We start from the raw sequence: 25,656 nt of genomic DNA on the forward strand, positions 1-25,656 counted from the left end.
GCTAGTGGTTGCGGAAACTGTTCCGGAACCCGTGACCGCCGCCGCCATTCCGGAAGCCGCCGTTGCGGAAGCCACCATTGCGGAAGCCGCCACCGTTGAAGAAGCCGCCGTTGCGGAAGCCACCATTGCCGAACGGCAGGTTGCGGAAGCGGCCGCCATTGCCGAAGCCGCCGACGCCGGGCAGATTGATGAATTGAGCGTGAGCCTGTCCGGCCTCGCCGAGCACTTCCGACGATTCCAGCTCCGCCGCGCGGGCCTGGACATCGAGATCGGAAAGCGGGGCGCCTGCGGGGGTCTCCGGTACGTTGGCGAGTGAGGTCCGGGCGAGTGTCACAATGCCTGCAGTGGAGAGCGCTCCACCGGCGAGAGTCCGCAACAGGTTACGGCGCGACAACTTATCCATCGGAATACCGCCTTTGTTCGCCAGCGTTCAGACTGAAGGACGCGCATAGTAGCCGCCAATTGTCGATACACAAGCATCCATGGCGGCCGGTCACGCAAAATTTTTTGCCACGCGGGGCAAACGGTGAAATCGTAAGCGGATCAACGCTGTTTCTATACGGATGTTCATCGGGCAACGCGAGGCGCCATGCAAGACGTCGCGCGCTGTGATAATCGCCGCCTGAGATGATTCGGGCTTCGGAGAACAACGCACGTGGCAGATTCGGAATTCAAGCCGGGCGATACGGTCAGCCTCAAATCCGGTGGACCGCGCATGACGATTGCAATGGTGGATCGGCACAACGCCTTTTGCGAATGGTTCACCGAGGGCCCGCAGCCGCGGAGCAGGGCCTTTCCGCTCACCAGCCTGAGACACGATAACGGAAGCGAGCCGGGTGCTGCGTAACGCACGCGGCCGCGTCGACGGGCGATGCCGCTAACGTCCCCCCGCCACCTTTCTTGTATCGGCCAGTTCGAGCACGTGCGTTTCTTCGGGGATGGTTTCGGTCGCGAGCGTCGAGCGGTTGATGTCGGCGATTTTCGTGACGCCGGTCAGCGCCATGGTGATGTCGAGCTCCTTGCGGATCACCTCGATCGCGGTTTTCACGCCTTCCTTGCCGAGGGCGCCGAGCCCGTAGATATACGCGCGACCGATCAGGCAGCTTCGTGCGCCGAGCGCCAGCGCGCGGAACAGATCCTGTCCGGAGCGGATGCCGCCATCGAACATCACCTCGATGTCGTTGCCGACCGCATCGGCGATCTTCGGCAGCATGGCGATCGATGACGGTGCGCCGTCGAGCTGACGGCCGCCATGGTTCGAGACCACGATGGCGTCGGCGCCGCATTTGGTCGCGAGCCGTGCATCCTCGACGTCCAGGATGCCCTTGATGATCAGCTTGCCCGGCCACAGCGAGCGGATCCAGTCGACGTCATGCCAGCTCAGCGTCGGATCAAACTGACTGTTGGTCCATTGCGCCAGCGAGTTGACGCCCTCCATGCCCTTCACGTGACCTTCGAGATTGCCGAAGGTCTTGCTCTTGGCGCCGAGGATGCTCTTCACCCAGCGCGGCTTCGACATGATGTCGAGCACGTTGGAGAGCTTGATCTGCGGCGGCACGGTCATGCCGTTCTTGATGTCGCGGTGGCGCTGGCCGAGCACCTGAAGGTCGACGGTCAGAACCAGCGCGGAGCAATTCGCGGCCTTTGCGCGCGCGATCAGATCGGCGATGAAGCCGCGGTCGCGGATCACATAGACCTGAAACCAGAACGGCTTTTTCGTCGCCTCCGCCACCTGCTCCATCGAGCAGATCGACATCGTCGACATGCAGAACGGGATGCCCGCTTCGTTGGCGGCTTCCGCGGCCAGGATCTCGCCGTTGCCGTGCTGCATGCCGCACAGCCCGATCGGAGCGAGCGCGATCGGCAGCGAAACCTTCTGGCCGACGATGGTCGTGGACAGATCCCGCTTGTCGACATTGACCAGGACGCGCTGCCTGAGCTTGACGCGCTCCATGTCGGTGCGATTGGCGCGGAAGGTCTCCTCGGCATAGGAGCCGGAATCGACATACTGGAAAAACGCCCGCGGCACCCGTTTTTCGGCAAGCTGGCGCAAGTCTTCGATGCAGGTGATTGGCGTCATCGGCGTGTCCATCCCATATGCTTTTTCGTAGCATAGCGCCCGGGCCTGGAAAAAGCGCGGCAAAGCCGGCAGCTTTCCTGCCCGGGAGTGAGGGAAAGGACGTCAGTCATGACCGAAGGCAGGAAGCACGGCGAGGAGTCCGGCAAGGATCACAAGGAACGGCTCGACAAGGCCCTGGAGGAGGGGCTTGAGGAAACCTTTCCGGGCTCGGACCCGGTCAACGTGACCCAGCCTCCGCACAGCTCGCAGGACAAGGACGAAATTTGAGATGACGCCTGTGATTTCAGGGTATTAACGGGGTGAATCGCCGCCACCGGGCGGCTGCAATCTTTGCTCATAACTTTTGAAGCCGAGTCCGCTAGGATGGTCTTAAACGGACCTGACGGTTAGCGGGGACTGGGGGGTTCCAGAGTGTCACGTCGTTATTTCGGAACCGATGGCATCCGCGGGCGCGCCAATGGCGTCATCACGCCCGAGCTCGCCCTGAAGGTCGGGCAGGCGGCGGGCCTCGTCTTCCAGCGTGGCGAGCATCGCCACCGGGTTGTCATCGGCAAGGATACCCGGCTGTCCGGCTACATGATTGAAACCGCACTGGTCGCGGGCTTCACCTCGGTCGGCATGGATGTTCTGCTGTTCGGTCCGATGCCGACGCCGGCCGTCGCCATGCTGACGCGCTCGATGCGGGCCGATCTCGGGTTGATGATCTCCGCCTCGCACAATCCTTACGACGATAACGGCATCAAGCTGTTCGGGCCGGACGGCTACAAGCTCTCGGACGCGGTCGAGACCGAGATCGAGACCGTGATGGAAGAAAACATCACGCGGCGACTCGCGAAATCCACCGACCTCGGACGCGCCAAGCGGATCGACGGCGTGCAGGACCGCTATATCGAATTCGCCAAGCGCACGCTGCCGCGCGACCTGTCGCTTGATGGCCTGCGTGTGGTGGTGGACTGCGCCAATGGCGCTGGCTATCGCGTGGCGCCCGAGGCGTTGTGGGAACTCGGCGCCGAGGTCATTGCGATCGGCATCGATCCGGACGGTTTCAACATCAACAAGGATTGCGGCTCGACCGAGCCCGCGGCGCTGGCAGCGAAGGTGCGCGAGGTCCGCGCCGATGTCGGCATCGCCCTCGATGGTGACGCCGACCGCGTGGTGATCGTCGACGAGAAGGGCCACGTCATCGACGGCGATCAGCTGATGGCCGTGATTGCGGGAAGCTGGAAGGAAGATGGCCGCCTGACCAAGCCCGGCGTGGTCGCGACCATCATGTCCAATCTCGGACTCGAACGATATCTGCAGGGACTTGGCCTGACGCTCGCGCGCACGCCGGTCGGCGACCGCTATGTGCTCGAGCATATGCGCGAGCAGGGATTCAATCTCGGCGGCGAACAGTCCGGGCACATCATCCTGTCGGACTATGCGACCACCGGCGACGGCCTCGTTGCCGCCTTGCAGGTGCTCGGCGTGGTGAAGCGCCAGGGCCGGCCGGTGTCGGAGGTCTGTCACGTCTTCGATCCGCTGCCGCAGATCCTGAAGAACGTGCGCTACAAGAAGGGCACGCCGCTGGAGGATGCTTCGGTGAAGCGCGCCATCGACGGCGCCACGGCGCGGCTGAACGGTAATGGCCGCCTCGTGATCCGGCCCTCGGGAACCGAGCCGGTGATCCGGGTGATGGGCGAGGGCGACGACCAGTATCTGGTCGAAGAGGTGGTCGACGAGATCGTCGAGGCCCTGACCCAGGCTGCGGCCTGATATCCCGCCGCGGGCCGGCCCGGCCCGGCCCGGCCTGCCGGGCGGGCGCCAGCCTCCTTTTGCGGTGCAGTAAGAAGGCAGCCATGCGGGCTTGATCGGGCTCAACCCGCTGCGCGCGAAGCAGTTTAGATTACATACAAAATCAGCATTTTCGCTTTGCGGGCGCGGGCGCCGCCCGCTAACGATTGTTGCAAGTTAAACTATCTAACGTGCCAGCCAGCTCCTGCGTTATGATCGTCTGCTCCTGCAACGTCCTGACCGATACCGCCATCCGCACCGCCTGCCACGTCGAACGGCCGCGGACGACGGGCGAGGTTTACGGCTGTCTCGGCTGCAGCCCGCAATGCGGACGGTGCGCCCGCACCATCAAGACGATCATGGACCAGGCCCTCGGCGGACGTTGCACCACAGGTTGTGCAATCTGCCCGGTCTCCGGCGATCTGGCCGAAAAGCCGGTTTCCGCCGAAGCCGCCTGAACCGTTTTCCCTCTACTGCGTTCGAAGTTCCGCGCCTTGACAGCGCGCGGGCGCTTGCGCGCCCGTCTCTAACAAATTAGAATTAGTCCAAACTATCGCGCGCGATCCAGCACGGGAATAATAAAGGAGCTTGCGGCCATGAAGGGCGACCCCAAGGTCATCGACTATCTGAACAAGGGGCTGCGCAGCGAACTGACTGCGATCAATCAATACTGGCTGCATTATCGCATTCTCGACAATTGGGGGCTCAAGGACCTCGCCAAGAAATGGCGGGCCGAGTCGATCGAGGAGATGCACCACGCCGACAAATTCGCCGAGCGCATCCTGTTCCTCGACGGTTTTCCGAACATGCAGGTGCTCGATCCGCTGCGCATCGGCCAGACCGTCAAGGAAGTGATGGAATGCGATCTCGCGGCCGAGGTGGATGCGCGCAGCCTGTACCAGGAGGCGGCGACCTATTGCCAGTCGGTGAAGGACTATGTGTCGCGCGACCTGTTCGAAGAGCTGATGAAGGACGAGGAAGATCACATCGACTTCCTCGAAACCCAACTGGAGCTGATCAAGAAGGTCGGGCTCGAGCTTTACTCGCAGCACCGCATCGGCAAGCTCGACGACGATTGATCTCGCTGCATCGCGGCGAATCGAAAAGCGCGGCCTTTGCGGGCCGCGCTTTTTTAATGTCCTGTTTGGAAAGCTTTACGTCCCGTAAACAAGCCTGCGCGAGGGCGGTATCAACTCACCGTTCGACGTCGCGAACGTTAAAAATCGCGGTTAAAAATCAAGGTTAAGTGACGCTTAAACAATTACTGCGATGGTCCGCGCACTCCATTCGCCGAGTGAGGACGGACCATGAAAATTCTCAAATCCAGTTTGATGGCAGGCGCTGCGGCCTTGACCATTGCGGCTCCAGCTGGCGCCGCCGATTTGCCGCCGCCGATGTACAAGAGCGCTCCGGTGGTCGTTCAGACCAGCGGCTGGTATCTGCGTGGCGATATCGGCATGACCAATCAGCAGGTGAAGTCGATCGACAACGCGCTGTTCGATTCCACCGTCGTCGTGCACAACAAGGACTTCGACACCGGCATTCTCGCAGGCCTCGGCGGCGGTTATCAGTTCAACGACTGGTTCCGCGTCGACGTCACTGGTGAATATCGCGGCCGCACCGCGTTCCGCGGCTTCGACACCTATCCCGGCGGCGCCGGCTTCGGACCGGGTGCCAACGATTATTACGGAACCAAGTCGGAGTGGCTGTTCCTGGCCAACGCCTACCTGGATCTCGGCACGTGGTGGTGCTTCACGCCGTTCGTCGGCGCCGGCATCGGTACCTCGCGCAACACCATCGACAATTTCCGCGACGTCAATGCGCCGAACGGCAGCGTCGCTTATGCCGACAAGCATTCGCAATGGGAAATGGCGTGGGCGCTGCACGCAGGTATCGCCTACAAGGTCACCAAGAACTTCACCGCGGAATTCGCGTATCGCTACGTGAATCTCGGGGACTTCCAATCGGGCGATCTGGTTCGCTTTGATGGCCTGAATGCCGTCAACAACCCGATGATCTTCCACGACGTCACCTCGCACGATTTCAAGCTGGCTCTGCGCTGGAATCTGTCGCCGAACGATGCCGTCATCCCGGTTGCCGCTCCCGCCTATGCGCCGCCGCCCGCGGTCTACAATCCGCCGGCTCCGGCCTATGCCCCGCCGCCCCCGCTGATGCGCAAGGGCTGACGAGCGAATTCGGCGAAATGGATGTGAAAGAGGCGGGTCTTGGCCCGCCTCTTTTCGTTTCGGAGAATTGGATGTCGCGACAGGTCAGTTGTTGCGCGAGCGTGTTTCGGGAGTGTCGTCACTCCGCCGGTTGCAGCGTCGGCTTCTTGTTGGTGTGAAGACGGAACCGCGCGGGACGTTCGAACAGGAACGCGAAGGCGGTGCCGCGCACGATGCGATGCAGAATGAGCGGCGTGACGACCGCGACGAGCGTGACCAGCGCCGCGACAAGGCCGGGATCGACGATCAATTCGGTCTTCGTCAGGGCCATGCGGGTCGCAATCATCGGCAGGAAGAAGGCCAGATAGATGACGATCGAATTCTGCCCGCAATAGCGGATGCCGCCGAGCATGCCCGCGCGCGCCATCAGCACTGAAATTGCGATCACGGCGGCGGCGCCGAGAAATCCGAGTGCGAGCGACACGCCAGGCCAGGTCGCGACGCCGGCACTCACGCATGCGGCGGTGATGATCCCCCATCCCGCAAGCATCGCTGTTGTCGTGGCGGGATTGGTGCGGAACCACTCGGCATGAGTGACGATCCACCGGCCGAACAGATAGCCCGCATAGAAATAGACGAAGCGTCCCGCGAATTCATCGATCAGGGTCCAGCCGGTTGCGATCGGCGCCGCTTCCAGCAAGGCCGCCGCGATCAGCACCAGAGCAGGCGGCAGACCGCGCGTCAGCCGCGTGACCACGAAGAAGACCGGCAGAAGATAGATGAACCACAACGTCCCGAACGGATCGATGAAAGCGAGCAGATATTGCCCCAACGTTTCCAGGGCGCCGTCCTCCACCGCATAGACCGGCCCGCGGAACAGGAACTGGATGGTCAGCCACAGGACGTAGAAATAGGCGAAGTGCAGAACCTTGCTGTCGATGAAGGTCCGCCAGGGCTTGGTCATGCCGCGCGCGGCAAACAGCCCCGCGATCAGGAAGAAGGCCGGAATCCGGAACGGCTTTGCAAATTCGACGACAGGATGCAGCCAGCCGCTCGCGCCAAGCGCGGCTTCCGTCGAAAGCGTCGCGTGCATCATGACCACGAGGATGATCGAGATGCCCTTCGCGTAGTCGACCCAGTCAATCCGTGGACTGTGTGTCATCACTTCTCCGGGGCGGGCGAGCCCGCCAGCCGCCAACCTATTGGCTGACGAACACGTTAGAAGTGAGTTCACTCAAACCGCGTCAATTTTCATCGCGTTCGAGCGATCACGGCAGCATTTATGGTTAGCAAAGCCTTAACCAACGGCACCTATGGTTTCCGAAACGTTGACGCCCGAACAGGGCAAGCGAAGGAAAGTGCCGATGCGTCAAGCGCTACCGATTGCCCTGATCTGCGCGGGAATGGCCGCGGTGTGCTGCGGGACGCCCGCTGCCCATGCCGCAGACATTCAAACCGGTGTTTATCCGCAATATCAGCCGGCCGGCGTCGTGACCGAATACACTTCCGGCTGGTATCTGCGCGGCGACATCGGCTGGCGCGCCGACACCAGCATCGGCGATGCCTATTCGGCATTTCCGGTGCCGAGCGGCCTGTCGATCGACAACATCGTCACGGGTGGTGGCGGTGGCGGCTACAAGTGGAACTGGTTTCGCGCGGATGTCACGGTCGATTTCTCCGGCCGCGCGCGCTTTGCAACCACGGCCACGCCGAACGGCGCCTATGATGCAAAGGTCAGCACGCTCGTGGCCCTCGCCAATGTGTATCTCGATCTCGGAACGTGGTCGGGCGTGACGCCTTATGTCGGCGTCGGCGCGGGCGTCGCGAATTACTGGATCTACGATTACATGCCGCCCGGACCGAACAATCCGGACGGGCAGAGCAAGGCAGACTTCGCATGGGCGTTCATGGCCGGCGTTGCCTGGTGCTTCGCGCCACGCTGGAGCGTGGATTTGAACTATCGCCGGCTCGAACTCGGCGAGACGACGTTCAACGCGCATCTCGCCAACGCGCTGACGCTGAAGGACATGACGGCCAACGAATTCCGCATCGGGCTGCGCTACAATCTCGATTGATCGGATCGCTCCGAGCCGCAGACATTTCGATTCGCCTGACGTAGCGCGATACTGACAAAGCCCCGGTCGATCCGGGGCTTTGTTGTTTCTCCCGTCAACTTTACGGCATCACGCGCGCGCAGCCCGAATTCGCCTAAATGCGAAGGCGCAATCGGCTTGCGAATTCCCGGACATTCCTATACATGCCGCGGCGGGCCACCCCTCCCCAACGAGCGGGCGTGCTATCTGGAAGGATAGACCATGACGACGACGACACCCGGCTTGCGGCCGGCAAACCCGCATTTTTCCTCCGGTCCCTGCGCCAAGCGCCCCGGCTGGAGCCTCCAAGCCCTCAAAGACGCACTGATCGGCCGCTCGCACCGCTCGAAAGAGGGCAAGACGAAGCTGAAGCGTGCGATCGAACTGACCCGCGAAATTCTTGAAGTCCCGGCCGATTACAAGATCGGTATCGTGCCTGCGTCGGACACCGGCGCGGTCGAAATGGCGCTGTGGTCGCTGCTTGGCGCGCGCCCCGTCACAATGCTCGCCTGGGAATCCTTCGGTGAAGGCTGGGTCACCGACGTCGAAAAGCAGCTCAAGCTGAAGGACGTCGTGACGCTGAAGGCGCCGTATGGCGAACTCCCCGATCTGTCCAAGGTCGACAGCGACACCGACATCGTCTTCACCTGGAACGGCACCACCTCCGGCGTGCGCGTTCCGAATGCCGACTGGATCAAGGCCGATCGCAAGGGCCTCGCGATCTGCGATGCAACTTCGGCCGCGTTCGCGCAGCCGCTCGATTTCGCAAAGCTCGATGTCGTGACCTTCTCCTGGCAGAAGGCGCTGGGCGGTGAGGCCGCGCACGGCATTCTCATTCTGTCGCCGCGTGCGGTGGAGAGACTCGAGACCTACAAGCCGGCCTGGCCCTTGCCGAAGATCTTCCGCATGACCAAGGGCGGCAAGCTGAACGAAGGCATCTTCGTCGGCGAGACCATCAACACGCCGTCGATGCTGTGCGTCGAGGATTATCTCGACACGCTCAGCTGGGCGAAATCGGTCGGCGGGCTGAATGGCCTGATCGCACGCGCGGACGCCAATGCGAAAGCGATCCACGACTGGGTCGCGAAGACGCCGTGGATCGACAATCTCGCGGTCGATCCTGCGACGCGCTCCAACACTTCGGTGTGTCTGAAGATCGTCGATCCGGCGGTCACGGCGCTGTCGACCGACGCGCAATGGGCCTTCGTGAAGGACATCGTCGCGCTGGTGGAAAAGGAAGGCGTCGCGTTCGACTTCGCCAACCACCGCGATGCGCTGCCGGGTCTGCGGATCTGGTGCGGCGCGACCGTCGAGACCGCCGACGTGCAGAAGCTGCTGCCGTGGCTCGACTGGGCCTACGCCAAGGCAAAGGACAAGCTGCCGAAGGCGGCGTGATCTCTTTCTTCCCTCTCCCCTTGGGGGAGAGGTGCCGAGCGGTGCAGCCGTGAGGCGGGTGAGGGGTCATATCCACGCTCGCAGCTTTACCCCTCACCCGGCTCAAACTCGCTTCGCTCGGTTTCGCCACCCTCTCCCCCCAAGGGGAGAGGGACACGCGCAGCCATTACTCTTGAGAAAAAGCCATGACCGCACCCAAAGTCCTCATCTCCGATGCCCTGTCTCCCGCCGCCGTGCAGATCTTCAAGGATCGCGGCATCGATGTCGATTTCCAGCCCAATCTCGGCAAGGACAAGGACAAGCTCGCCGAGATCATCGGCAATTACGATGGTCTTGCGATTCGCTCGGCGACCAAGGTGACGCCGAAAATCCTGCAGAACGCCAAGAAGCTGAAGGTGATCGGCCGCGCCGGCATCGGCGTCGACAATGTCGACATTCCAGCCGCGACCGCGAAGGGCATCATCGTGATGAATACGCCATTCGGCAATTCGATCACGACTGCCGAACACGCCATCACGCTGATGCTCGCGCTCGCGCGGCAGATCCCGCAGGCCGACGTGTCGACCCAGGCCGGGAAGTGGGAGAAGAACCGCTTCATGGGCGTCGAGATCACCGGCAAGACGCTCGGTGTGATCGGCGCCGGCAATATCGGTTCGATCGTCATCGACCGCGCGCTCGGCTTGCGCATGCGCGTCATCGCTTATGATCCGTTCCTGTCGCCAGAGCGCGCGATGGATCTCGGCGTTGAGAAGGTCGAGCTCGAGGACCTTTTCAAGCGCGCCGACTTCATCACGCTGCACACGCCGCTGACCGAGAAGACGCGGAACATCATCGACGCCAAGGCGATCGCCACGACGAAGAAGGGCGTTCGCATCATCAATTGCGCACGCGGTGGCCTCGTCGATGAGGTGGCGCTGCGCGCCGCGCTTGATTCCGGGCATGTTGCGGGTGCGGCCTTCGACGTGTTCTCGACCGAACCCGCCAACGAGAATCCGCTGTTCGGGCATCCGAACGTGATCTGCACGCCGCATCTTGGCGCCTCCACCACGGAAGCGCAGGAAAATGTCGCGCTGCAGGTCGCCGACCAGATGTCCGAGTACCTTTTGCGCGGCGCGATCTCGAATGCGGTCAACTTCCCCTCGATCACGGCGGAAGAAGCGCCGCGTCTGCGTCCGTTCATCGAGCTTGCCGAAAAGCTCGGCTCGTTCGCGGGACAATTGACGGAAACCGGCATCGAGAAGGTGACGATTACCTACGAGGGCGCCGTCGCGCAGATGAAGGTCAAGGCGTTGACCTCGGCGGCGCTCGCCGGGCTGCTGCGCCCGATGCTGCAGGACATCAACGTCGTCTCCGCGCCGGTGGTGGCGAAGGAGCGCGGCATGGTGATCGAGGAGATCACCCGCGAGGGTGAGTGCGACTATGAGAGCCTGATCACCGTGACGGTGACGACGCAGCGCCAGACCCGCTCGGTGTCCGGCACGGTGTTCGCCGACGGCCGGCCGCGCATCGTCAACATCAAGGGCATCCGGATGGACGCCGAGTTCGGTCCCTCGATGATCTACATCACCAACCTCGACAAGCCCGGCTTCATCGGCCGGTTTTCCTCGACGCTCGGCGAAGCCGGCATCAATATAGCGACCTTCCATGTCGGCCGCGAGGCGCCGGGCGGACAGGCGGTCGCGCTGATCGAGATCGATGGCGAATTGCCGGCCAAGGTGCTGGAACAGGTGCGGGCGTTGCCGCAGGTTCAGTCGGCGAAGCCGCTGCGGTTCTGAGTTAACCTGTCAGCGATCGTTGCACGTCAATCGGTTCAGGCAGCGGGCTTTGCGCCCGCCGCCATGCGCGTCGCAAGCAGGACGCCGCCGACGATGAACACGGTTCCGACGAAGTGGAACCATTGCGGCACTTCGCCGAGAAACAGCATCGCCTGGATCGAGCCGAACACGATGATGAGCGGATAGAGCGCGGCGACGGGGTTGGGCCCGAGCAGCTGCACACCGCGATTGTAGCAGATATAGGCGATCAGCGACGGGAAGATCGCCATGTACATCACCACGGCGATGCGATGCGCATCGAAGCTCGGTATGCCGAGATGCGAGACCTCCCACGCGACCAGCGGCAAAACCCAGAGCGTCCCGAGAATTGCTGTGATCGCGAGAAACGAAATCGGATGTATCGCCGGGCGCTTGCGCAACAGCGGCGAGTAGAGCGCAAAGATCAGCATCGCCAGGAGGAACCACAGGTCGCCGCGGTTGAACGATATCGAGTGCAGCACATCCGGGTCGCCGCGCGTCAGGATCACGACGACGCCGATGAACGACACCACGATGCCGACGACCTGCCAGCGGTTCAACCGGTCGCCGACCAGGAGATACGACATCAGCCCGATCACCATCGGCATGGTGCACTGGATCAGGAGGCCGTTGATCGCGAGCGTGTATTGCAGCCCCCAATAGGAGGGGATCGCGTATCCGGTGGTGCCGGTGACGCCGAGCAGGGACAGGATCGGGATATGCGATCGGATCGCCGGCCAGTCGCGCTTCAGATAAGGCCAGGCGAAGGGAAGCAGGATCACGGCGCCGATCGCCCAGCGGATGAAGCCCAGTGTCACCGGCGGGATGACGCCGGCGATATGCCGCCCGAGTACGATATTGAGCGACCACATCAAATAGGTGAGGCAGACAAGCAGATAGGCCTGCTGATTCAGCCAGCCGCCGAACCGGCCAAGCACACGCGCCATCGAACGCCCCACGGTTTGATGGATGAGGTCCGCCGGACGGCGGCCAGTCTTCCCCTACACAAGCCCGGCCGGAACCGGAAGGTGGTCCAGCGCATGCGCGCCGCGCGTTAACCTCGCCCGCGGCCAGAGGTCCAGCCAGCGCAGTGCCAACCTTCCCAAAATTTCATCTTTTTCAACCCCTTATCGGCCCGATTCCGACGTTTGCGCGGGCTCTTCGTCTTGCCTCAGAGCCGCGCTTGCCGTATCCGGGACGGGCCTCGCCAAGGCCGGGCACACGTTGAAGCATGGGCCCGCGGCCCGCGGGAGGAAACTGGACGGATGGCGAATGTAGTTGTCGTCGGAGCGCAATGGGGCGACGAAGGCAAAGGCAAGATCGTCGATTGGCTGTCCGAACAGGCCGATATTGTGGTCCGCTTTCAGGGCGGACATAACGCCGGACACACGCTGGTCATCGACGGCAAGACCTACAAGCTTTCTCTGCTGCCATCTGGTGTGGTGCGTTCCAACAAGCTGTCGGTGATCGGCAACGGCGTGGTCGTCGACCCGCATGCGCTCGCCACCGAGATCGACCGGCTGAAGGAGCAGGGCGTCGCGGTGACGCCGGACAATCTGCGCATCGCCGAAAACGCGACCCTGATCCTGTCGCTGCATCGCGAGCTCGAGGCCATCCGTGAATCGGGCAGCGCGCGCATCGGCACGACCAAGCGCGGCATCGGACCTGCCTATGAGGACAAGGTCGGCCGCCGCGCGATCCGGATGATGGATCTCGCCGATCTGCCGGCGTTGCGCGGCAAGATCGAGCGCCTGCTTGCGCATCACAACGCCTTGCGCCGCGGCAACGGTCTTCCCGAGATCACACCCGACAGTGTGTATGACGAGCTCGCTGCGGTGGCGCCGCGCGTCCTGCCTTATCTGGATTCGGTGTGGTCGCTGCTGGACGCAAAGCGCCGCGAAGGCCGCCGCATCCTGTTCGAGGGCGCTCAGGGTGCGCTGCTCGACATCGATCACGGGACCTACCCGTTCGTGACCTCGTCAAATACCGTTGCGGCGCAAGCCGCGACCGGGGCCGGCCTTGGTCCGGGTGCGATCGGTTATGTGCTCGGCATCTGCAAGGCCTACACGACCCGCGTCGGGGAGGGGCCGTTCCCGACCGAGCAGGACAACGAAATCGGCCGCCTGATCGGCGAGCGCGGGCGGGAATTCGGGACCGTGACCGGCCGGCCGCGGCGCTGCGGCTGGTTCGACGCGGTGCTGGTCCGGCAAACCGTCAGGACGAGCGGGATCAACGGCATCGCCTTGACCAAGCTCGATATTCTGGACGGCTTCGAGACCATCAATGTCTGTGTCGGATATCGTCTGGATGGCCGGATGATCGATCATCTGCCGGCAAGCGAGCATGCCCAGGCGCGTGTCGAGCCGGTCTACGAAACCATCGAAGGGTGGCAGGATGCCACCGCCGGCGCCCGCTCATGGGCGGATTTGCCCGCACAGGCCATCAAGTATGTAAGATGGATCGAGGAATTGATCGGGTGCCCGATCGCTCTCTTGTCCACCTCGCCCGAGCGCGAGGATACTATTCTGGTGCAGAATCCGTTCGAGGCATGACACGATGATACATCGGGGCTGCTTTGTGATCCGGGGCCGATCAGGGACGCATGGCTGATTATTACCCTCTGATCCAGCGCGCCATTGCCGGTCTCGACAAGAACACCGGCGAAGCTCGCCGTGCGCTTTATGAGCGGGCACGGACGGCCCTGGTTGCGCAGCTGCGCGGTGTCGATCCGCCCTTGCAGGAAGCGGAGATCACCCGCGAACGGCTCGCGCTCGAAGAGGCAATCCGCAAGGTCGAAGCCGAAGCCGCGCGTCGCACCCGCGCCGATGCTCCGGCTGCGCCAAGCTCCTCGCCAAGCCCCTCGCCAACCCCCTCGGCGCCGCGTTTCCCCAATGCTGCCGGGCCGACGCCGCAGCAGCCGCCACAATCGCCGCGCTCGCCGAATGGAGGCCCCGTGCCCGCAGCACAGGGGAATCGGCCAGCTCCGCCGCGTCCGCAGGGGCCGGCCGGCGCGCCTCCACCCAAGGCGCCACCGGCGGCTGGGCCGCAAAAGACTCCCTTAGGTGCCCCGCCGGCTGGGGCAAAGCCGTCCGGTCCGCCACCGAAATTCCCGCCCGCACCTCCGCGCGGGCCGACCCCGCCTGCCGGCAAGCCGAAGCCTCCCTTCGCAACCCCGCCGGCGACGCCGGGGGGGCCGCCATCGCCCGGCGCGGCACGGCCCTCGCGCGATCCCTTTGCCGAGATTGCGGCCGGTCACGAACTCGACCGCCTGATGGAGCCTCGCCTTGCGCAGGAGGACTTCAATCGCGCCGAGGGTCCGGCGGCCGATCCCTTCCGCGAATTGCCGCCATCGCGCAGCCGTCCGCCCCGCGACATGCAGGAGGAGGGTGAGGACGACGAGGAGGCCGAAGAGGGCGGCCGTCGCGGCATCGGCGGGCTGGTCAAGGCCGCCGTCGCGATCGTTCTGGTTCTTGCCATCGGCTGGGTCGCCTGGTCGCAGCGCGGGCTTGTGACCGACATGCTGACCTCCTTCCGCGGCAGTTCGACGCAGCAGGCGACGAAGGACAGCAAATCCGGTCAGCCCACCACCGGCCGGCCGAAAATCACCGATCGCCTTGGATCGCAGGACGCGCAGTCCGGCCCGGCCGTGGCGCAGCGCGTCGTGCTCTACGAGGAGGAGCCGAGCGACCCGCAAGGCAAGCGGTATGTCGGATCGGCGATCTGGCGCACCGAGACGGTGTCGCCGGGCCCGGGCCGTCCGCCTGAACTTGCGATCCGCGCCGATGTCGAAATCCCGGAACGGCATCTCAACATGTCATTCTCGATCCGGCGCAACACCGACCAGACGCTCCCCGCCAGTCACACGATGGAAGTGATGTTCAACCTGCCTGCCGATTTCGCGCCAGGCGGCATTTCCAACGTGCCGGGTGTGTTGATGAAGCAGGCCGAGCAGACGCGGGGCACGCCGCTCGCCGGGCTCGCGGTGAAGGTGACCAATAATTTCTTCCTGATCGGGTTGTCGGCCGTGGAATCCGACCAGGCCCGCAATATCCAGCTCCTGAAGGAGCGCGGCTGGTTCGATATTCCGATTGTCTATAACAACAATCGCCGCGCGATCCTCGCCATCGAAAAGGGAACGCCGGGCGAGCGCGCCTTCCAGGAAGCCTTCGCGGCCTGGAAACAGTAACGGCCGCCTGCACGCCGCGCGGCGGACCGTCATTGCAAGGACTGCACGGTGGAGCCGGCAGGACGAAGCAATCCATTGATCGTGTGTTGGAGCCGCGCAGTCAAAGGAAGCGCGATACGGATTGCGTCGCTTCGCTCGCAATGACGGGGAAGGGCGGCGCTGCTTGGTCCCTCCCCCTTTCAGGGGGAGGTGAAGCACTGGAAAACCTCAATGGACCCTGATCGACCCTTGGCCCGGCTCGATCAGCGCCTCGGTGAAGGGAAATTCCAGCACGATCTCGCCATCCTCGTCGGTGACCTCGATGGCGGCCCGCATCAGGCGGGGCTCGGCGTCCTCGTCATGCAGGATGTCGCGGATCATGGCGCGGGCCATGGTCCAGGCATGATCCGGATCGCGCAGCTCGGCGCCGTCTGGATCCCGGATCAGTTCCCCGTCGATGCGGGTGTTGAAATAATATCTCGGCATGACGCAGGCTCTCGCACGAAGCTGTGACAGGATCGCGGCGGAGCCTGCCAAAATCTCTCTTCAATTTATCCTTTATGCCACCGCTGTCAGGCTTGTGTAAGGCAGGAACCAGCTCATGGCGCAGCTCATGGCGGGACAGACGGCCGTCCAACGGATTGTTCTCGCGGTCCTGCTGGTGTGCGCCACCAGCCTTTCAGCCGCCGCGCAGAAATCTCAATCGGCGCCGCCGAGCCGCAAATCGGAGCTGCAATCCAAGCTCGCCAGACAGCCGCTGACCTTCTTCCTGGCGCGCGGTTCCGAAGACTCCTGCGGAGCCGGCTGTCGCGAATGGATCGCCGCCGATGGCCAGTTCGACGAGGGGTCGGCGGCCCGCTTCCGGGCCTTCCTGGCGCGGACCAAAGCCAAGAACATGCCGATCTTCTTCAATTCGAATGGCGGCCTGCAGGAGGAAGCGATAGCGATCGGCCGGATCATGCGCGAGCGCCGCATGCGCGCCGGCATCGCGCTGACGCGCCCGCATATCTGCACCAGCAGGCCCGATGACCGGATCGGTTGCGACACCGCCAAGAAGTCCGGCAAGCCGCTGCTCGCGGAGTGGACGAGCTTCGACGCCAATTGCAATTCGGCCTGCGGCATTGCGCTGATCGGGGCGGCGGAAAGATGGATTCCGCCGGGCAGCGCGATCGGCATCCATGCGCCCGCCTATTATTGCTTTCTGCGCAGCGGGCGCGTGGTCGGCCCGAAGGGCAACGACCGCCTTGCATCGCAATGCCGAAAATTCGCCGAGCAGGGCGCCACGCAACTGGCGGCCTATGCGCGGGAGATGGGCATCGGTCCCGGTTTCGTCGCGACGATGAACAAGGTGCCGCACAGCGAGGTGCGCTACCTCACGCGGGAAGAGCTTGTTCAATTCGGAATCGACCGCAGCGAGGTCGCCGAGACGCCGTGGATGGCCAAGCCCGGTACCGCTCAGGTGATGCTGAAGGTGTTGCTGGAAGCGAGCGATGCCGACGGCGGCAAGCGGATGGGATGGCTCGAACTGCAATGCAGGGACGACGGGTCGTCCTCCATTGTCTTCGTGCGACCGGCCATCGGCGGCGACAATGGCGCGGGCACTGAAGTCACTTTGACGGCCGGTGAGCGGAAGTTCGTGTTCGCGGCGAAGGATCTGTCGACGCATAAAAATCCCGCCGATCCCACGGTGCCCTATCTGCGCCGCCGATTGTCGGTGCCGACGCCGGATGTTGCGGCGCTGGTCGCGCAACCGGCGATGGCCTTGCGCATCACCCCGCATGCAGGCGGCGCCGATGCGACGACGCAGGTGACGCGGATTTCCAATGCCGGATTGCCGCAGCGCTGGAAGGCGATGGCGCAGACTTGCGGCGAGAGAAAAGACTGACGCTGTGTAATAACAGCGCCAAGCCATTCAGTTTTCACAGACAGTCGCTCTCCAGCTGTCATCGCCCGCGAAAGCGGGCGATCCAGTAACCACAACCGCTTCGAGAGTTTCCTGGATGCCCCGCTTCCGCGGGGCATGACAGGAAATGGGCGGTTGCAATTCCACCTCAACCCAAATGCTCTCTAATTCCACCTCAACCCAAATGCGCTCTAGCGCAAACTGACCTCGGCGACCTTGTCGCGGTAATCCTTCTTCGGATCGGCGCCGAGCAGCATCTTCACGCCGGCGATCAGGCTGTATTCGTCGAGCCAGATTTCGGCGCGTTCGGCTTCGAAGCGCAGCAGAGCGAGATTGGGATCGTCCTTGCCGCCCTTGAACCAGGCCGCGACGAACGGATTCCACAATCGTTCGATCGCCGCGCGATCCATGTCGAGCGCGATGTGCCCGTGAATGGTCGCGAACAGGTCGTGGCCTTTGGATGCGAAAGTCGCGTCCGCATGCGCGCCATTGCGGAGATTTTTTACGAGCTCGCTGTCGCGTGCGGTGAAGAACCAGATCGGGCCGTGGTCGCCTTCGATCTGCGCGGTCATCGGCCGGGCGTGGCGGTCTTCGACACCGTCGACGCCGAGCATCACCGTCATGTCGGACTTCAGTGCCTTCCAGAATTTCGCTTCAAGCTCTTTCGGCGTTGCCATCGAGTTCGCTCCTTGGGGCGGAAAAAGGAGCCGGGCTATGCACCCGGCTCCCTGCCGCGTTCGAATTCAGTTACTCAGCCGGCTTCTGCGGAGCAGGAGCGGGCATGTTGCCGGACGCTCCGGTGGTCTCGGGGGCTCCGCCAGAGCCCGTGGTCGACGGCTGCGTGATCGGCGGACGGATATCGTTCGTCACAACGCTCTGATCCGTCGGGGTCGAATAGAAGTAGATGAAGCCGCCGATGGCGGCGAGCAGCAGCGCACCGAGAAGGATGGCGGCGCCGGAGCCGCTGCTGCGATCGAGATCCCTCGGATGGCGATAGGGTTTCTGTCCGGACGGGTCGCGATAGGGGTCATAGGTCATGTCGAGTCCTCCAGCGTATTGCGGAGGAAACCCTGGTGACCTGATCCCGGTTCCAGACGGATTTTGCGACGCCGGCTGGAACCGGGACGCGACGCACGGGCTTCGGGGACCAAAAAAATGGGCGCCGCATTGCGGCGCCCACGTCCAATGATTTCCGAGCTGCCGGCTTAGTGCGCGGGCAGGGCCTCCGGCTGCTTCGGCGTTTCCATCGCCGCGACGCGATTCTTCACCGCCTTCTGCACCTTCTCGAACGCGCGCACCTCGATCTGGCGCACGCGCTCGCGCGATACGCCGAACTCGGCAGCGAGTTCTTCCAGCGTCACCGGATCGTCGGCGAGACGACGCGCTTCGAAGATGCGGCGCTCGCGATCGTTCAGCACGGTGAGCGCGTGATCGAGCGCGGAGCGGCGGTTATCCATCTCCTCGGATTCGGCGAGGACCTGCTCCTGACCGGCCGAGTCATCCGCCAGCCAGTCCTGCCACTCCCCGGAATCGCCGTCGTCGCGGATCGGAGCGTTGAGCGATGAGTCGCCGCCGAGGCGGCGGTTCATGTCGACAACGTCCTTCTCGGTGACGCCGAGGCGCTTCGCAATCTGCGCAACCTGCTCGGGCTTCAGATCGCCTTCGCCGAGCGCGGAGATCTTGCTCTTCGCCTTGCGCAGATTGAAGAACAGCTTCTTCTGGTTCGCGGTGGTGCCCATCTTCACGAGCGACCACGAACGCAGGATGTATTCCTGGATGGCGGCCTTGATCCACCACATCGCGTAGGTGGCGAGGCGGAAGCCCTTATCGGGCTCGAACCGCTTCACCGCCTGCATCAGGCCGACATTGCCTTCCGACACGATTTCGGAAATCGGCAGGCCATAGCCGCGGTATCCCATCGCGATCTTCGCGACGAGCCGCAAATGGCTGGTGACGAGCTTGTGCGCCGCATCGCGGTCGCCGTGCTCGCGCCAGGACTTGGCCAACATGTATTCCTCCTGCGGTTCCAGCATTGGAAACCGCCGGATTTCTTCAAGATACCGGGACAAACCGCCTTCGGCGGTTATCATTGGCATAGCCGCAGAACGGGCCATGTATATGCCCTCCATTCTTCATGCCCCCGAGATCGGCGGGCAAATGCCCCGCCACCGTCAACGGGCCGGCGGAACATGCTGCGGTGCAACATACCGCATTCGCAGCATAGGGGACCGGGATCGCGAAAGAAAGTTACATTCCCGTCACCTGCGCGTGAACGCAGGGTGACCAGAAGCCGCAGCCCAAGTCATTGAGTTAGATCATGTTTCTGGACTGCCGGATGCAACTCCTCCGGGATCAGCCGTCCGACAAACTACTACGCAAACGGGCAAGCGCGCGCGGCAGTTCCGACCGGAATTGCTGGATATTGCCCAAAACGGGGTGCTGGAAAACCAGCAGATAAGCATGCAGGGCCTGTCTGCCAAGGACCGCCAAGGCCTCCTGCGCGCCCTGGGGCAGCAATTTGGCTTTGGTCCGAAATCCGGTGCCGTAGGTGGCGTCGCCCAAGATCGGGTGGCCGATATGGGCGAGATGCACCCTGATCTGGTGGGTCCGCCCGGTCTCCAGCCGGCATTCGATCAGGCTGGCGACCGGCTTGCCATCGGCCCCGGCATACCGCTCCCGGACCTCCCAATGGGTGATGGCCTCGCGGCCACCCTTGCGCACGGCCATTTTGTCGCGGGCATGCGGATGCCGATCGATCGGCGCGTCGATGGTCCCGCGGGGACGGTCCGGCACCCCCCACACGAAGGCGAGGTAGCCGCGTTCGAGGTCGCCGGTGCGGCCATGGTCGGCGAATTGCGCTGACAGCGACTGGTGCGCCTTGTCGGTCTTGGCGACCACCATCACGCCCGAGGTGTCCTTGTCGAGCCGATGGACGATGCCCGGCCGCATGACCCCGCCGATGCCGGACAGCGAATCCCCGCAATGCGCGATCAGCGCATTGACGAGGGTGCCGGTCTGATGCCCCGCCGCGGGATGGACGACGAGGCCGGCCGGCTTGTCGATGACGATGACCTGGTCGTCCTCGTGGAGAATGGAGAGCGGGATGTGTTCGCCCTCGGGCTCGGCGGGCTCGGGAGGCGGCACCGCGACCGTCAGCACGTCCCCGGCCTTCACCTTGTAACCGGGGTCGTCCACCGGGCGGCCGTTGGCGGTCACCGCGCCATCCAGAATCAGGGCCTTCAGGCGCGTGCGCGACAATTCGCCAAGCCGCGCGGTCAGCACGCGGTCGAGGCGGGTGCCGGCGTCTTCCGGGGCCACGGTGAGGGTCTGGGTGGAGGCGATCATTGCGTCGCTGTGGATGTCTGATGCGAGGACTGCGCTTTTGCCGCTTGCGCGGCGCGCTCCCTCCCCCTTGCCGGGGAGGGTCGGGGAGGGGGGTATGTCGCACGGGAGCAAGTTGCAAGCGCCGCAATAGTGTCTTACCCCCCTCCCGCCCGCCATCGCTTTGCTTGGCGGCCGACCTCCCCCGCAAGGGGAGGTGACCGGAGATCGCGGAAACACGTTTGCGACCATCACCCATGTCCACCGAACCCCTGAAAGATCCCGACGGCAAGCCGCTCGATCCTGCCGCGCAGGCCGTGGTGGACAAGGTTCGCCGCATATCGACGTTGTCCGCGATCGCGACCGTGCTCGGCATTTCGGTGGTCATCGTGATGATCGGCTGGCGGCTTTATCGGGGCGCTGCGTCCGCGCCGCCTGCGCAATCGGATGTGGTGGCGACGCTGCCGAAGGGAGCAAAGATCACGTCGACCGGTACGGCCGGCGACCGCGTGGTGGTGACCGTGGATGTCGGCGGCACCGTCGAAATCCGCACGTTCGACGCCAACACATTGCAGCCGGTGGGGCGACTGCGCTTCGTCGAGGAGCGATGAGGTTTGGGGAACGCTAACTTTGTTTCGCGCTCGGCGTTATTTGGCTGAGCTGCGATTGTAATTCGCCGGATTTACCGCTATATGGGTGGTTCGAGCTTTCGGCCGAACGACTTGGCCTTGCGCATCACTCGCTGGTCGAGCGGCGCCTGACAACGACATTCATCCCAAAATCTCGAGAACGAACCAGCCGCGTTCGCGCGCGGCTCTATACACGCATATATAAGGATTGGCTCCCATGCAGACGGGAACCGTGAAGTGGTTTAACGCAACGAAGGGCTTCGGCTTCATTCAGCCGGACGACGGCAGCAAGGACGTGTTCGTCCACATCAGCGCCGTTGAACGCGCCGGCATGCACGGCCTGAACGAAGGCCAGAAGGTCTCGTTCGAACTCCGTGCCGATCGCAAGACCGGCAAGTCCTCGGCGGACAATCTGCGCGCCGCCTAATCGCGGATTGCGCTGCGCACGCGACAGCGTGCGCCAAAGGCGGATCTTGAGCCACGGATGAACTGGCGGGATCCGCTCCGATCGGGCGGCGACAAGTCTTGTGACTGCGCCGCTTGCAGGCTCTGCCCTTCGTACATTTCCCCGCGAAGGGCAGACTCGATTGATCTGATCGCATTGAGGGATCGCTCATGGCCGACAAGCAGACTGAAGCCGACAAGCTTGCGGCAATGAGGGAATACCGCGCTCAGCAGGATGCCGCTGTCGATCGGATCGCGGCGTTGAAGGCCGCACGCATCGCACGCGATGCAGCGGCTGCGCAAGCACAAGCGAACGCGACCGGGCAGAAGAAGCCGGCCGCAAGGAAAGCAACCGGCAAAAGCAAGCGCTGACCGGCGCGCTTTCGATTTCCACGCTCCTCATTTTTATAGCCCGAAGAACGGATCGCGTGCGTAGCGACCCTTAGGCTCGCCGTTCGCGCCCCATCCCGTAACGTCACGCGACGTTGTTCCCCTGCCTCACGCCGATTTTTAGCGAATGTGATCGGGCACCGAATTCGTCCGCTCGCGTTAATTCTGCACGTCCATTCGGACGGCTTTTCCGAACAGCGGAGACACCGGTCCTGCGCGCGAGCAGAAGGAGGCTTTTGCATGTCCGACATTATTGCCGGCGATTTGAATCCGTTGACGCCGCCGTGCCCGGTTTGCGGAAGCGCGACCGAGCTTGCACAGGACATTCACAAGGCGGTTGCCAAGGTCACCGACATCTTCCGGTGCAAGAGCTGCAAGGTCGAATATCCGGTGCCCCGCAAGCGGACGCTTTAACCGCTTCGATATAGGGCTCCGCTGTGTCAGCAATTTTTCTGTCTGAGCGCTCGTCCAGGGGACGATCCGGCGCAAGAGCAAAGTTCCACCATAATTCGTCAACCATGTGGGCTTAGCTCCAGAGCGACGAGCGATTTCCGGAAAAGGGGCGTGGCTTGAACCCTTTCCTCACGAGTGACGACGCATGCACGGGGGCGTGACCCCTGCGGGTGATTGCCCGCCTGAACGCACGCGGCCCGAGACGGGCCCCGATCAGGAGCGCGTGGCCGTCATGCACAAACCTTTTTCCGTTCCGCTGATCGCGCAAAGCCGAAGTGGCGAGCAGGGCGAGGACATCGCGCCGGTCGCGCAGGCCATCGCCTTTACCGGCGACCGGCCCGAATTTCGCAAGCTCGTCATTCGCGGCGCGCTGCTCGAACTCGTATCGCTCGGCTTCTATCGCTTCTGGCTTGCGACCGACATCCGGCGGCATCTGTGGTCGCATACCGAAGTGCATGGCGACGCCGCGGAATATACCGGCACAGCCAAAGAGCTTTTCATCGGCTTCCTGGTCGCGATGGCGATCCTGATGCCGGTCTATGTCGCCTATTTCTTCGTTGGCCTTGAAGCCGAGCGCGTGCAGGCCTTCGCCTCGATCCCGCTGGTTGCCTTCCTCTATGTCTTCACGCAATTCGCGCTGTATCGGGCGCGGCGTTATCGCGTGACGCGCACGGTGTGGCGCGGCGTGCGTTTCAATATGGGCGGCTCGGGATGGTCCTATGCCTGGCGCGCCTCGCTTTGGACGCTCTGGGTGTGGGCGACGCTGGGCCTTGCGCTGCCCTGGCGCGCGGCTGCGCTCGAGCGCTTCAAGATGCGATACACCTCATATGGCACGCTGCAGGGCTCGTTCGAGGGCACCGGCGGCCAGTTCTTCAAGCAGGCCTGGTGGCTGTGGCTGCTGATGTGGCCGGCCGCGATCTTCATCTTCCCGGTCCCGTTCCTCTGGGCGATGTTCAAGGCCGTCGAGTGGCGCTGGTGGGTGAACGGCATGCGCTTCGGCGCGGTGCGGTTCGAAAGCGATCTCGATATCGCCGACCTGATGGGCTTCTACTGGAAGGTCATCGGATGGCTGTGTCTCGCTTTCCTCGTGATGTCGCTCTGGTTCGGCGCGGTGTTTGCGATCGGCCATCAGACGATCGGCGGCGGCCTCGAGGATGCGGCCAAGGCCGCAGCGGTGATGGGCAACCCGTTCGTGCTGATCGCGATGGGGCTTGGTTATCTCGTTACCGCGCTCGCTTTCAACGTGATCTTCCGTGTCTATCTGGTGCGTGACCTGTGGGCGAAGATCGCCGAGACCAGCGTGGTGCACAACATCGCCGCGGCCGACAACATTGCCATGCTGGGCGATGCGGCGAGTGCGATCGGCGAAGGCTTCGCGGACTCGCTCGATATCGGCGGGTTCTGATCGGAACATCGACGGGTTCTGATCGGAACGCGCCGGAAGAACTAGCTCCGTTCGTCCCCGCGAAAGCGGGGACCCAGAATCAGGAAAACTGGATTCCCGCTTTCGCGGGAATGAGCGGAGGGTAGGGTGGACGCAAGCGATCACTCACCTGCCGTCCATGGATTGCTTCGCTTCGCGCGCAATGACGGATCGTATCGCAATGACGGATCGTAACGATGGCGATGGATCGATGACCGAAACGCCCGATACGCCTGCGACGCAAGACACGCCCGCCGTGTTCTTCGACGGCACCTCGAACCGCAAGCGCAGCGTGACGCTGCGCTTTGGCGACGCGCTCGAAATCCTGGAAGACGGCGCGGTGGTCGCCACCTGGCCTTATGCCGATGTGCGGCGCGCCGACGGCAAGCGGGCGCTGCGTCTGTCCTGCATGAGCGCGCTGCCGCTGGCGCGGCTTGAGATCGCCGATCCGCAAGCCGCAGAACAGGTCGCCGCGCGGTTGCCACAGCTCGATGCCGGCCGCGGCGGGACGCAGACCTGGCGTATCGTCGGCTGGTCGGTTGCCGCCGCATTGTCAATCATCCTGGTCACGATCTATGGCATTCCGCTGCTCGCGGATCGCCTCGCGCCGCTCGTGCCATATGCCGTGGAGAAGCGGGTCGGCGAAGCGGTCGACCGGCAGGCGCGCGCCATCTTCGGCGGGGAAAACTGCACGCAGCCGGAGGGCCAGGCGGCCTTCGACAAGATGATGGCCAAGCTCAAACAGGCCGGCGGCTTCGACGGCGCGCTGGAAGCGCACGTGCTGTCATCCCGCACCGTCAACGCCTATGCGCTGCCGGGCGGAAAGGTCTATCTGCTGGACGGACTTCTACAGCGCGCCAAAAACGTCGACGAGGTCGCAGGCGTGATGGCGCATGAACTTGGCCATGCCCAAAATCGCGACGGCCTGCGCAAGATCATCCAGACCGGCGGCTCATCCTTCCTGATCGGCCTGTTGTTCGGCGATGTCACCGGCGGCGGCGCGGTGCTGCTTGCAACGCGGATGATGGTGGACGCCTCCTATTCGCGCGAGGCCGAGACGAGGGCGGACGGCTTCACGGTGAAGGCGATGACCGGGCTCGGCCGTTCGCCGCAGCCGATGGGCGAATTTCTGGTCCGGGTGACGGGCGGCGGCCGCGTCGCCACCGTGATCGACAGCCATCCGCTCAGCGCCGATCGGCTCGAGCGCATGAAGGCCGCGGATCGCGGCGAAACCGGCGCACCGATCCTGAGCGAGCAGGAATGGCAGGCGCTGCGGGCGATCTGCGCCGGCGTGAAGAAGGACGCCGGCAAGACCTCCGGCCGCTTCCGCGACCAGATAAAATGATCGCGCCTTGCGCGGCGCCTTCCCCGGCCGCGCGCGCCGGGCTGACGCATTGGCTTGCGCGCGCCGGGGATCGCGGCTATCTGAGGGCGCACGCTCCCTTCGTCTAGCGGTTAGGACGCGGCCCTCTCAAGGCTGAAACAGGGGTTCGATTCCCCTAGGGAGCGCCAAGAAATATTAAGCACTTAGTTGGAGTGCATCTGGTTGGGTGTAAGTCCGGTATAAGCGGGGGCGGATTTGTTTAAATGCCGCTAATCTCGTGGCTATCGGCGGCCAATACAAACCTG

27 protein-coding genes and 1 tRNA gene are annotated in these 25,656 nt (G+C 63.5%); 19 read left to right on the top strand and 9 right to left on the bottom strand.

Annotated elements, in window-relative coordinates; all coding sequences use genetic code 11:
* Position 1: 1 nt before the first annotated feature.
* Entirely contained in the window at positions 2–403 is a 402-nt protein-coding gene (locus VN004_RS06340; protein WP_325608106.1) for a hypothetical protein, read from the bottom strand.
* Between the two features lie 252 nt (positions 404–655).
* Between VN004_RS06340 and VN004_RS22510 the strand changes: the two genes are divergently transcribed.
* Entirely contained in the window at positions 656–847 is a 192-nt protein-coding gene (locus VN004_RS22510; protein WP_414710237.1) for a YodC family protein, read from the top strand.
* 30 nt (positions 848–877) lie between these two features.
* Here the strand turns inward: VN004_RS22510 and VN004_RS06345 are convergent, their stop codons facing one another.
* Entirely contained in the window at positions 878–2,080 is a 1,203-nt protein-coding gene (locus tag VN004_RS06345; protein ID WP_325608108.1) for an alpha-hydroxy acid oxidase, read from the bottom strand.
* A 108-nt stretch (positions 2,081–2,188) separates the two neighbouring features.
* Between VN004_RS06345 and VN004_RS06350 the strand changes: the two genes are divergently transcribed.
* The 5 genes from VN004_RS06350 to VN004_RS06370 all read left to right on the top strand — a co-directional run bounded on the left by VN004_RS06350 (position 2,189) and on the right by VN004_RS06370 (position 6,039).
* Entirely contained in the window at positions 2,189–2,347 is a 159-nt protein-coding gene (locus tag VN004_RS06350; RefSeq protein ID WP_325608110.1) for a hypothetical protein, read from the top strand.
* A gap of 144 nt (positions 2,348–2,491) precedes the next feature.
* Complete coding sequence (gene glmM, locus VN004_RS06355) at positions 2,492–3,835, top strand: phosphoglucosamine mutase (protein WP_325608112.1); 1,344 nt, start codon at positions 2,492–2,494, stop codon at positions 3,833–3,835.
* Between the two features lie 230 nt (positions 3,836–4,065).
* A complete protein-coding gene (locus tag VN004_RS06360) occupies positions 4,066–4,311 on the top strand; it encodes a (2Fe-2S)-binding protein (protein ID WP_325608114.1) in 246 nt (81 codons plus the stop codon).
* A gap of 138 nt (positions 4,312–4,449) precedes the next feature.
* Positions 4,450–4,932 (top strand): bacterioferritin, encoded by a 483-nt coding sequence (gene bfr, locus VN004_RS06365; RefSeq protein ID WP_325608116.1) that lies wholly within the window; start codon positions 4,450–4,452, stop codon positions 4,930–4,932.
* 228 nt (positions 4,933–5,160) lie between these two features.
* A complete protein-coding gene (locus VN004_RS06370) occupies positions 5,161–6,039 on the top strand; it encodes an outer membrane protein (protein WP_325608118.1) in 879 nt (292 codons plus the stop codon).
* Positions 6,040–6,157: 118 nt separating this feature from the next.
* On the opposite strand, the gene VN004_RS06375 is transcribed toward VN004_RS06370, so the two are convergent.
* Complete coding sequence (locus tag VN004_RS06375; protein WP_325608120.1) at positions 6,158–7,180, bottom strand: acyltransferase family protein; 1,023 nt, start codon at positions 7,178–7,180, stop codon at positions 6,158–6,160.
* Between the two features lie 202 nt (positions 7,181–7,382).
* On the opposite strand from VN004_RS06375, the gene VN004_RS06380 reads away from it, so the two are divergent.
* The 3 genes from VN004_RS06380 (at position 7,383) to serA (ending at position 11,281) form a co-directional block, all read left to right on the top strand.
* Positions 7,383–8,093, top strand: a complete 711-nt coding sequence (locus VN004_RS06380) for an outer membrane protein (protein ID WP_325608122.1) — start codon at positions 7,383–7,385, stop codon at positions 8,091–8,093.
* Between the two features lie 240 nt (positions 8,094–8,333).
* Positions 8,334–9,506, top strand: a complete 1,173-nt coding sequence (locus VN004_RS06385; protein WP_325608124.1) for a phosphoserine transaminase — start codon at positions 8,334–8,336, stop codon at positions 9,504–9,506.
* A 185-nt stretch (positions 9,507–9,691) separates the two neighbouring features.
* Entirely contained in the window at positions 9,692–11,281 is a 1,590-nt protein-coding gene (serA, locus tag VN004_RS06390) for a phosphoglycerate dehydrogenase (protein WP_325608126.1), read from the top strand.
* A gap of 35 nt (positions 11,282–11,316) precedes the next feature.
* Here serA and VN004_RS06395 read toward each other — a convergent pair whose 3' ends face one another.
* Positions 11,317–12,246 carry a DMT family transporter gene (locus tag VN004_RS06395; RefSeq protein WP_325608127.1) on the bottom strand — a complete coding sequence of 310 codons (930 nt, stop codon included), beginning with the start codon at positions 12,244–12,246 and terminating at the stop codon, positions 11,317–11,319.
* 318 nt (positions 12,247–12,564) lie between these two features.
* Between VN004_RS06395 and VN004_RS06400 the strand changes: the two genes are divergently transcribed.
* Positions 12,565–13,851 (top strand): adenylosuccinate synthase, encoded by a 1,287-nt coding sequence (locus VN004_RS06400; protein WP_325608129.1) that lies wholly within the window; start codon positions 12,565–12,567, stop codon positions 13,849–13,851.
* Between the two features lie 50 nt (positions 13,852–13,901).
* Complete coding sequence (locus VN004_RS06405; RefSeq protein WP_325608131.1) at positions 13,902–15,485, top strand: hypothetical protein; 1,584 nt, start codon at positions 13,902–13,904, stop codon at positions 15,483–15,485.
* Positions 15,486–15,692: 207 nt separating this feature from the next.
* On the opposite strand, the gene VN004_RS06410 is transcribed toward VN004_RS06405, so the two are convergent.
* Complete coding sequence (locus tag VN004_RS06410) at positions 15,693–15,950, bottom strand: DUF6894 family protein (protein ID WP_325608133.1); 258 nt, start codon at positions 15,948–15,950, stop codon at positions 15,693–15,695.
* A gap of 115 nt (positions 15,951–16,065) precedes the next feature.
* Here VN004_RS06410 and VN004_RS06415 point away from each other — a divergent pair, with 115 nt between their 5' ends.
* Positions 16,066–17,349, top strand: a complete 1,284-nt coding sequence (locus tag VN004_RS06415; RefSeq protein ID WP_325608135.1) for a hypothetical protein — start codon at positions 16,066–16,068, stop codon at positions 17,347–17,349.
* A 209-nt stretch (positions 17,350–17,558) separates the two neighbouring features.
* Here VN004_RS06415 and VN004_RS06420 read toward each other — a convergent pair whose 3' ends face one another.
* The 4 genes from VN004_RS06420 to VN004_RS06435 form a co-directional block, all read right to left on the bottom strand.
* The gene (locus VN004_RS06420; protein WP_325608137.1) at positions 17,559–18,044 is read right to left on the bottom strand and encodes a pyridoxamine 5'-phosphate oxidase family protein; all 486 of its coding nucleotides are present in this window, start codon (positions 18,042–18,044) and stop codon (positions 17,559–17,561) included.
* 70 nt (positions 18,045–18,114) lie between these two features.
* The gene (locus VN004_RS06425; protein WP_325608138.1) at positions 18,115–18,405 is read right to left on the bottom strand and encodes a hypothetical protein; all 291 of its coding nucleotides are present in this window, start codon (positions 18,403–18,405) and stop codon (positions 18,115–18,117) included.
* A 167-nt stretch (positions 18,406–18,572) separates the two neighbouring features.
* A complete protein-coding gene (rpoH, locus tag VN004_RS06430; protein ID WP_325608139.1) occupies positions 18,573–19,481 on the bottom strand; it encodes an RNA polymerase sigma factor RpoH in 909 nt (302 codons plus the stop codon).
* 238 nt (positions 19,482–19,719) lie between these two features.
* On the bottom strand, positions 19,720–20,712 hold the full coding sequence (locus VN004_RS06435) for an RluA family pseudouridine synthase (RefSeq protein ID WP_325608141.1): 993 nt from the start codon (positions 20,710–20,712) through the stop codon (positions 19,720–19,722).
* A 233-nt stretch (positions 20,713–20,945) separates the two neighbouring features.
* Between VN004_RS06435 and VN004_RS06440 the strand changes: the two genes are divergently transcribed.
* The 7 genes from VN004_RS06440 (at position 20,946) to VN004_RS06470 (ending at position 25,539) form a co-directional block, all read left to right on the top strand.
* Positions 20,946–21,299 (top strand): hypothetical protein, encoded by a 354-nt coding sequence (locus VN004_RS06440; protein WP_325608143.1) that lies wholly within the window; start codon positions 20,946–20,948, stop codon positions 21,297–21,299.
* 235 nt (positions 21,300–21,534) lie between these two features.
* Positions 21,535–21,744 carry a cold-shock protein gene (locus VN004_RS06445; protein ID WP_325608145.1) on the top strand — a complete coding sequence of 70 codons (210 nt, stop codon included), beginning with the start codon at positions 21,535–21,537 and terminating at the stop codon, positions 21,742–21,744.
* A gap of 188 nt (positions 21,745–21,932) precedes the next feature.
* Positions 21,933–22,133, top strand: coding sequence for a hypothetical protein (locus VN004_RS06450; protein WP_325608147.1), 201 nt, complete (start codon positions 21,933–21,935; stop codon positions 22,131–22,133).
* A 258-nt stretch (positions 22,134–22,391) separates the two neighbouring features.
* Entirely contained in the window at positions 22,392–22,565 is a 174-nt protein-coding gene (locus tag VN004_RS06455; RefSeq protein WP_325608149.1) for a hypothetical protein, read from the top strand.
* A gap of 271 nt (positions 22,566–22,836) precedes the next feature.
* Entirely contained in the window at positions 22,837–24,009 is a 1,173-nt protein-coding gene (locus tag VN004_RS06460) for a YjgN family protein (RefSeq protein WP_325608151.1), read from the top strand.
* Positions 24,010–24,208: 199 nt separating this feature from the next.
* The gene (locus VN004_RS06465; RefSeq protein ID WP_325608152.1) at positions 24,209–25,372 is read left to right on the top strand and encodes a M48 family metallopeptidase; all 1,164 of its coding nucleotides are present in this window, start codon (positions 24,209–24,211) and stop codon (positions 25,370–25,372) included.
* Positions 25,373–25,464: 92 nt separating this feature from the next.
* A tRNA-Glu gene (locus VN004_RS06470) sits at positions 25,465–25,539 on the top strand.
* Positions 25,540–25,656 lie beyond the last annotated feature (117 nt).

Source organism: Pseudorhodoplanes sp. (assembly GCF_035565855.1).
Lineage (GTDB): Bacteria > Pseudomonadota > Alphaproteobacteria > Rhizobiales > Xanthobacteraceae > Pseudorhodoplanes.

Excerpts from the sequence above, each read along its gene's own strand:
- VN004_RS06450 (WP_325608147.1), top strand. The coding sequence starts at position 21,933 with ATGGCCGACAAGCAGACTGAAGCCGACAAGCTTGCGGCAATGAGGGAA.
- VN004_RS06385 (WP_325608124.1), top strand. The coding sequence starts at position 8,334 with ATGACGACGACGACACCCGGCTTGCGGCCGGCAAACCCGCATTTTTCC.
- VN004_RS06465 (WP_325608152.1), top strand. The coding sequence starts at position 24,209 with ATGACGGATCGTAACGATGGCGATGGATCGATGACCGAAACGCCCGAT.
- VN004_RS06360 (WP_325608114.1), top strand. The coding sequence starts at position 4,066 with ATGATCGTCTGCTCCTGCAACGTCCTGACCGATACCGCCATCCGCACC.
- VN004_RS06440 (WP_325608143.1), top strand. The coding sequence starts at position 20,946 with ATGTCCACCGAACCCCTGAAAGATCCCGACGGCAAGCCGCTCGATCCT.
- VN004_RS06445 (WP_325608145.1), top strand. The coding sequence starts at position 21,535 with ATGCAGACGGGAACCGTGAAGTGGTTTAACGCAACGAAGGGCTTCGGC.
- VN004_RS06340 (WP_325608106.1), bottom strand. The coding sequence starts at position 403 with ATGGATAAGTTGTCGCGCCGTAACCTGTTGCGGACTCTCGCCGGTGGA.
- VN004_RS06425 (WP_325608138.1), bottom strand. The coding sequence starts at position 18,405 with ATGACCTATGACCCCTATCGCGACCCGTCCGGACAGAAACCCTATCGC.
- VN004_RS06395 (WP_325608127.1), bottom strand. The coding sequence starts at position 12,246 with ATGGCGCGTGTGCTTGGCCGGTTCGGCGGCTGGCTGAATCAGCAGGCC.
- VN004_RS06415 (WP_325608135.1), top strand. The coding sequence starts at position 16,066 with ATGGCGCAGCTCATGGCGGGACAGACGGCCGTCCAACGGATTGTTCTC.
- VN004_RS06435 (WP_325608141.1), bottom strand. The coding sequence starts at position 20,712 with ATGATCGCCTCCACCCAGACCCTCACCGTGGCCCCGGAAGACGCCGGC.
- VN004_RS06400 (WP_325608129.1), top strand. The coding sequence starts at position 12,565 with ATGGCGAATGTAGTTGTCGTCGGAGCGCAATGGGGCGACGAAGGCAAA.
- VN004_RS06345 (WP_325608108.1), bottom strand. The coding sequence starts at position 2,080 with ATGACGCCAATCACCTGCATCGAAGACTTGCGCCAGCTTGCCGAAAAA.
- VN004_RS06405 (WP_325608131.1), top strand. The coding sequence starts at position 13,902 with ATGGCTGATTATTACCCTCTGATCCAGCGCGCCATTGCCGGTCTCGAC.
- VN004_RS06380 (WP_325608122.1), top strand. The coding sequence starts at position 7,383 with ATGCGTCAAGCGCTACCGATTGCCCTGATCTGCGCGGGAATGGCCGCG.
- serA (WP_325608126.1), top strand. The coding sequence starts at position 9,692 with ATGACCGCACCCAAAGTCCTCATCTCCGATGCCCTGTCTCCCGCCGCC.
- rpoH (WP_325608139.1), bottom strand. The coding sequence starts at position 19,481 with ATGGCCCGTTCTGCGGCTATGCCAATGATAACCGCCGAAGGCGGTTTG.
- VN004_RS06420 (WP_325608137.1), bottom strand. The coding sequence starts at position 18,044 with ATGGCAACGCCGAAAGAGCTTGAAGCGAAATTCTGGAAGGCACTGAAG.
- VN004_RS06455 (WP_325608149.1), top strand. The coding sequence starts at position 22,392 with ATGTCCGACATTATTGCCGGCGATTTGAATCCGTTGACGCCGCCGTGC.
- bfr (WP_325608116.1), top strand. The coding sequence starts at position 4,450 with ATGAAGGGCGACCCCAAGGTCATCGACTATCTGAACAAGGGGCTGCGC.
- VN004_RS06370 (WP_325608118.1), top strand. The coding sequence starts at position 5,161 with ATGAAAATTCTCAAATCCAGTTTGATGGCAGGCGCTGCGGCCTTGACC.
- VN004_RS06350 (WP_325608110.1), top strand. The coding sequence starts at position 2,189 with ATGACCGAAGGCAGGAAGCACGGCGAGGAGTCCGGCAAGGATCACAAG.
- VN004_RS06375 (WP_325608120.1), bottom strand. The coding sequence starts at position 7,180 with ATGACACACAGTCCACGGATTGACTGGGTCGACTACGCGAAGGGCATC.
- VN004_RS06460 (WP_325608151.1), top strand. The coding sequence starts at position 22,837 with ATGCACAAACCTTTTTCCGTTCCGCTGATCGCGCAAAGCCGAAGTGGC.
- VN004_RS06410 (WP_325608133.1), bottom strand. The coding sequence starts at position 15,950 with ATGCCGAGATATTATTTCAACACCCGCATCGACGGGGAACTGATCCGG.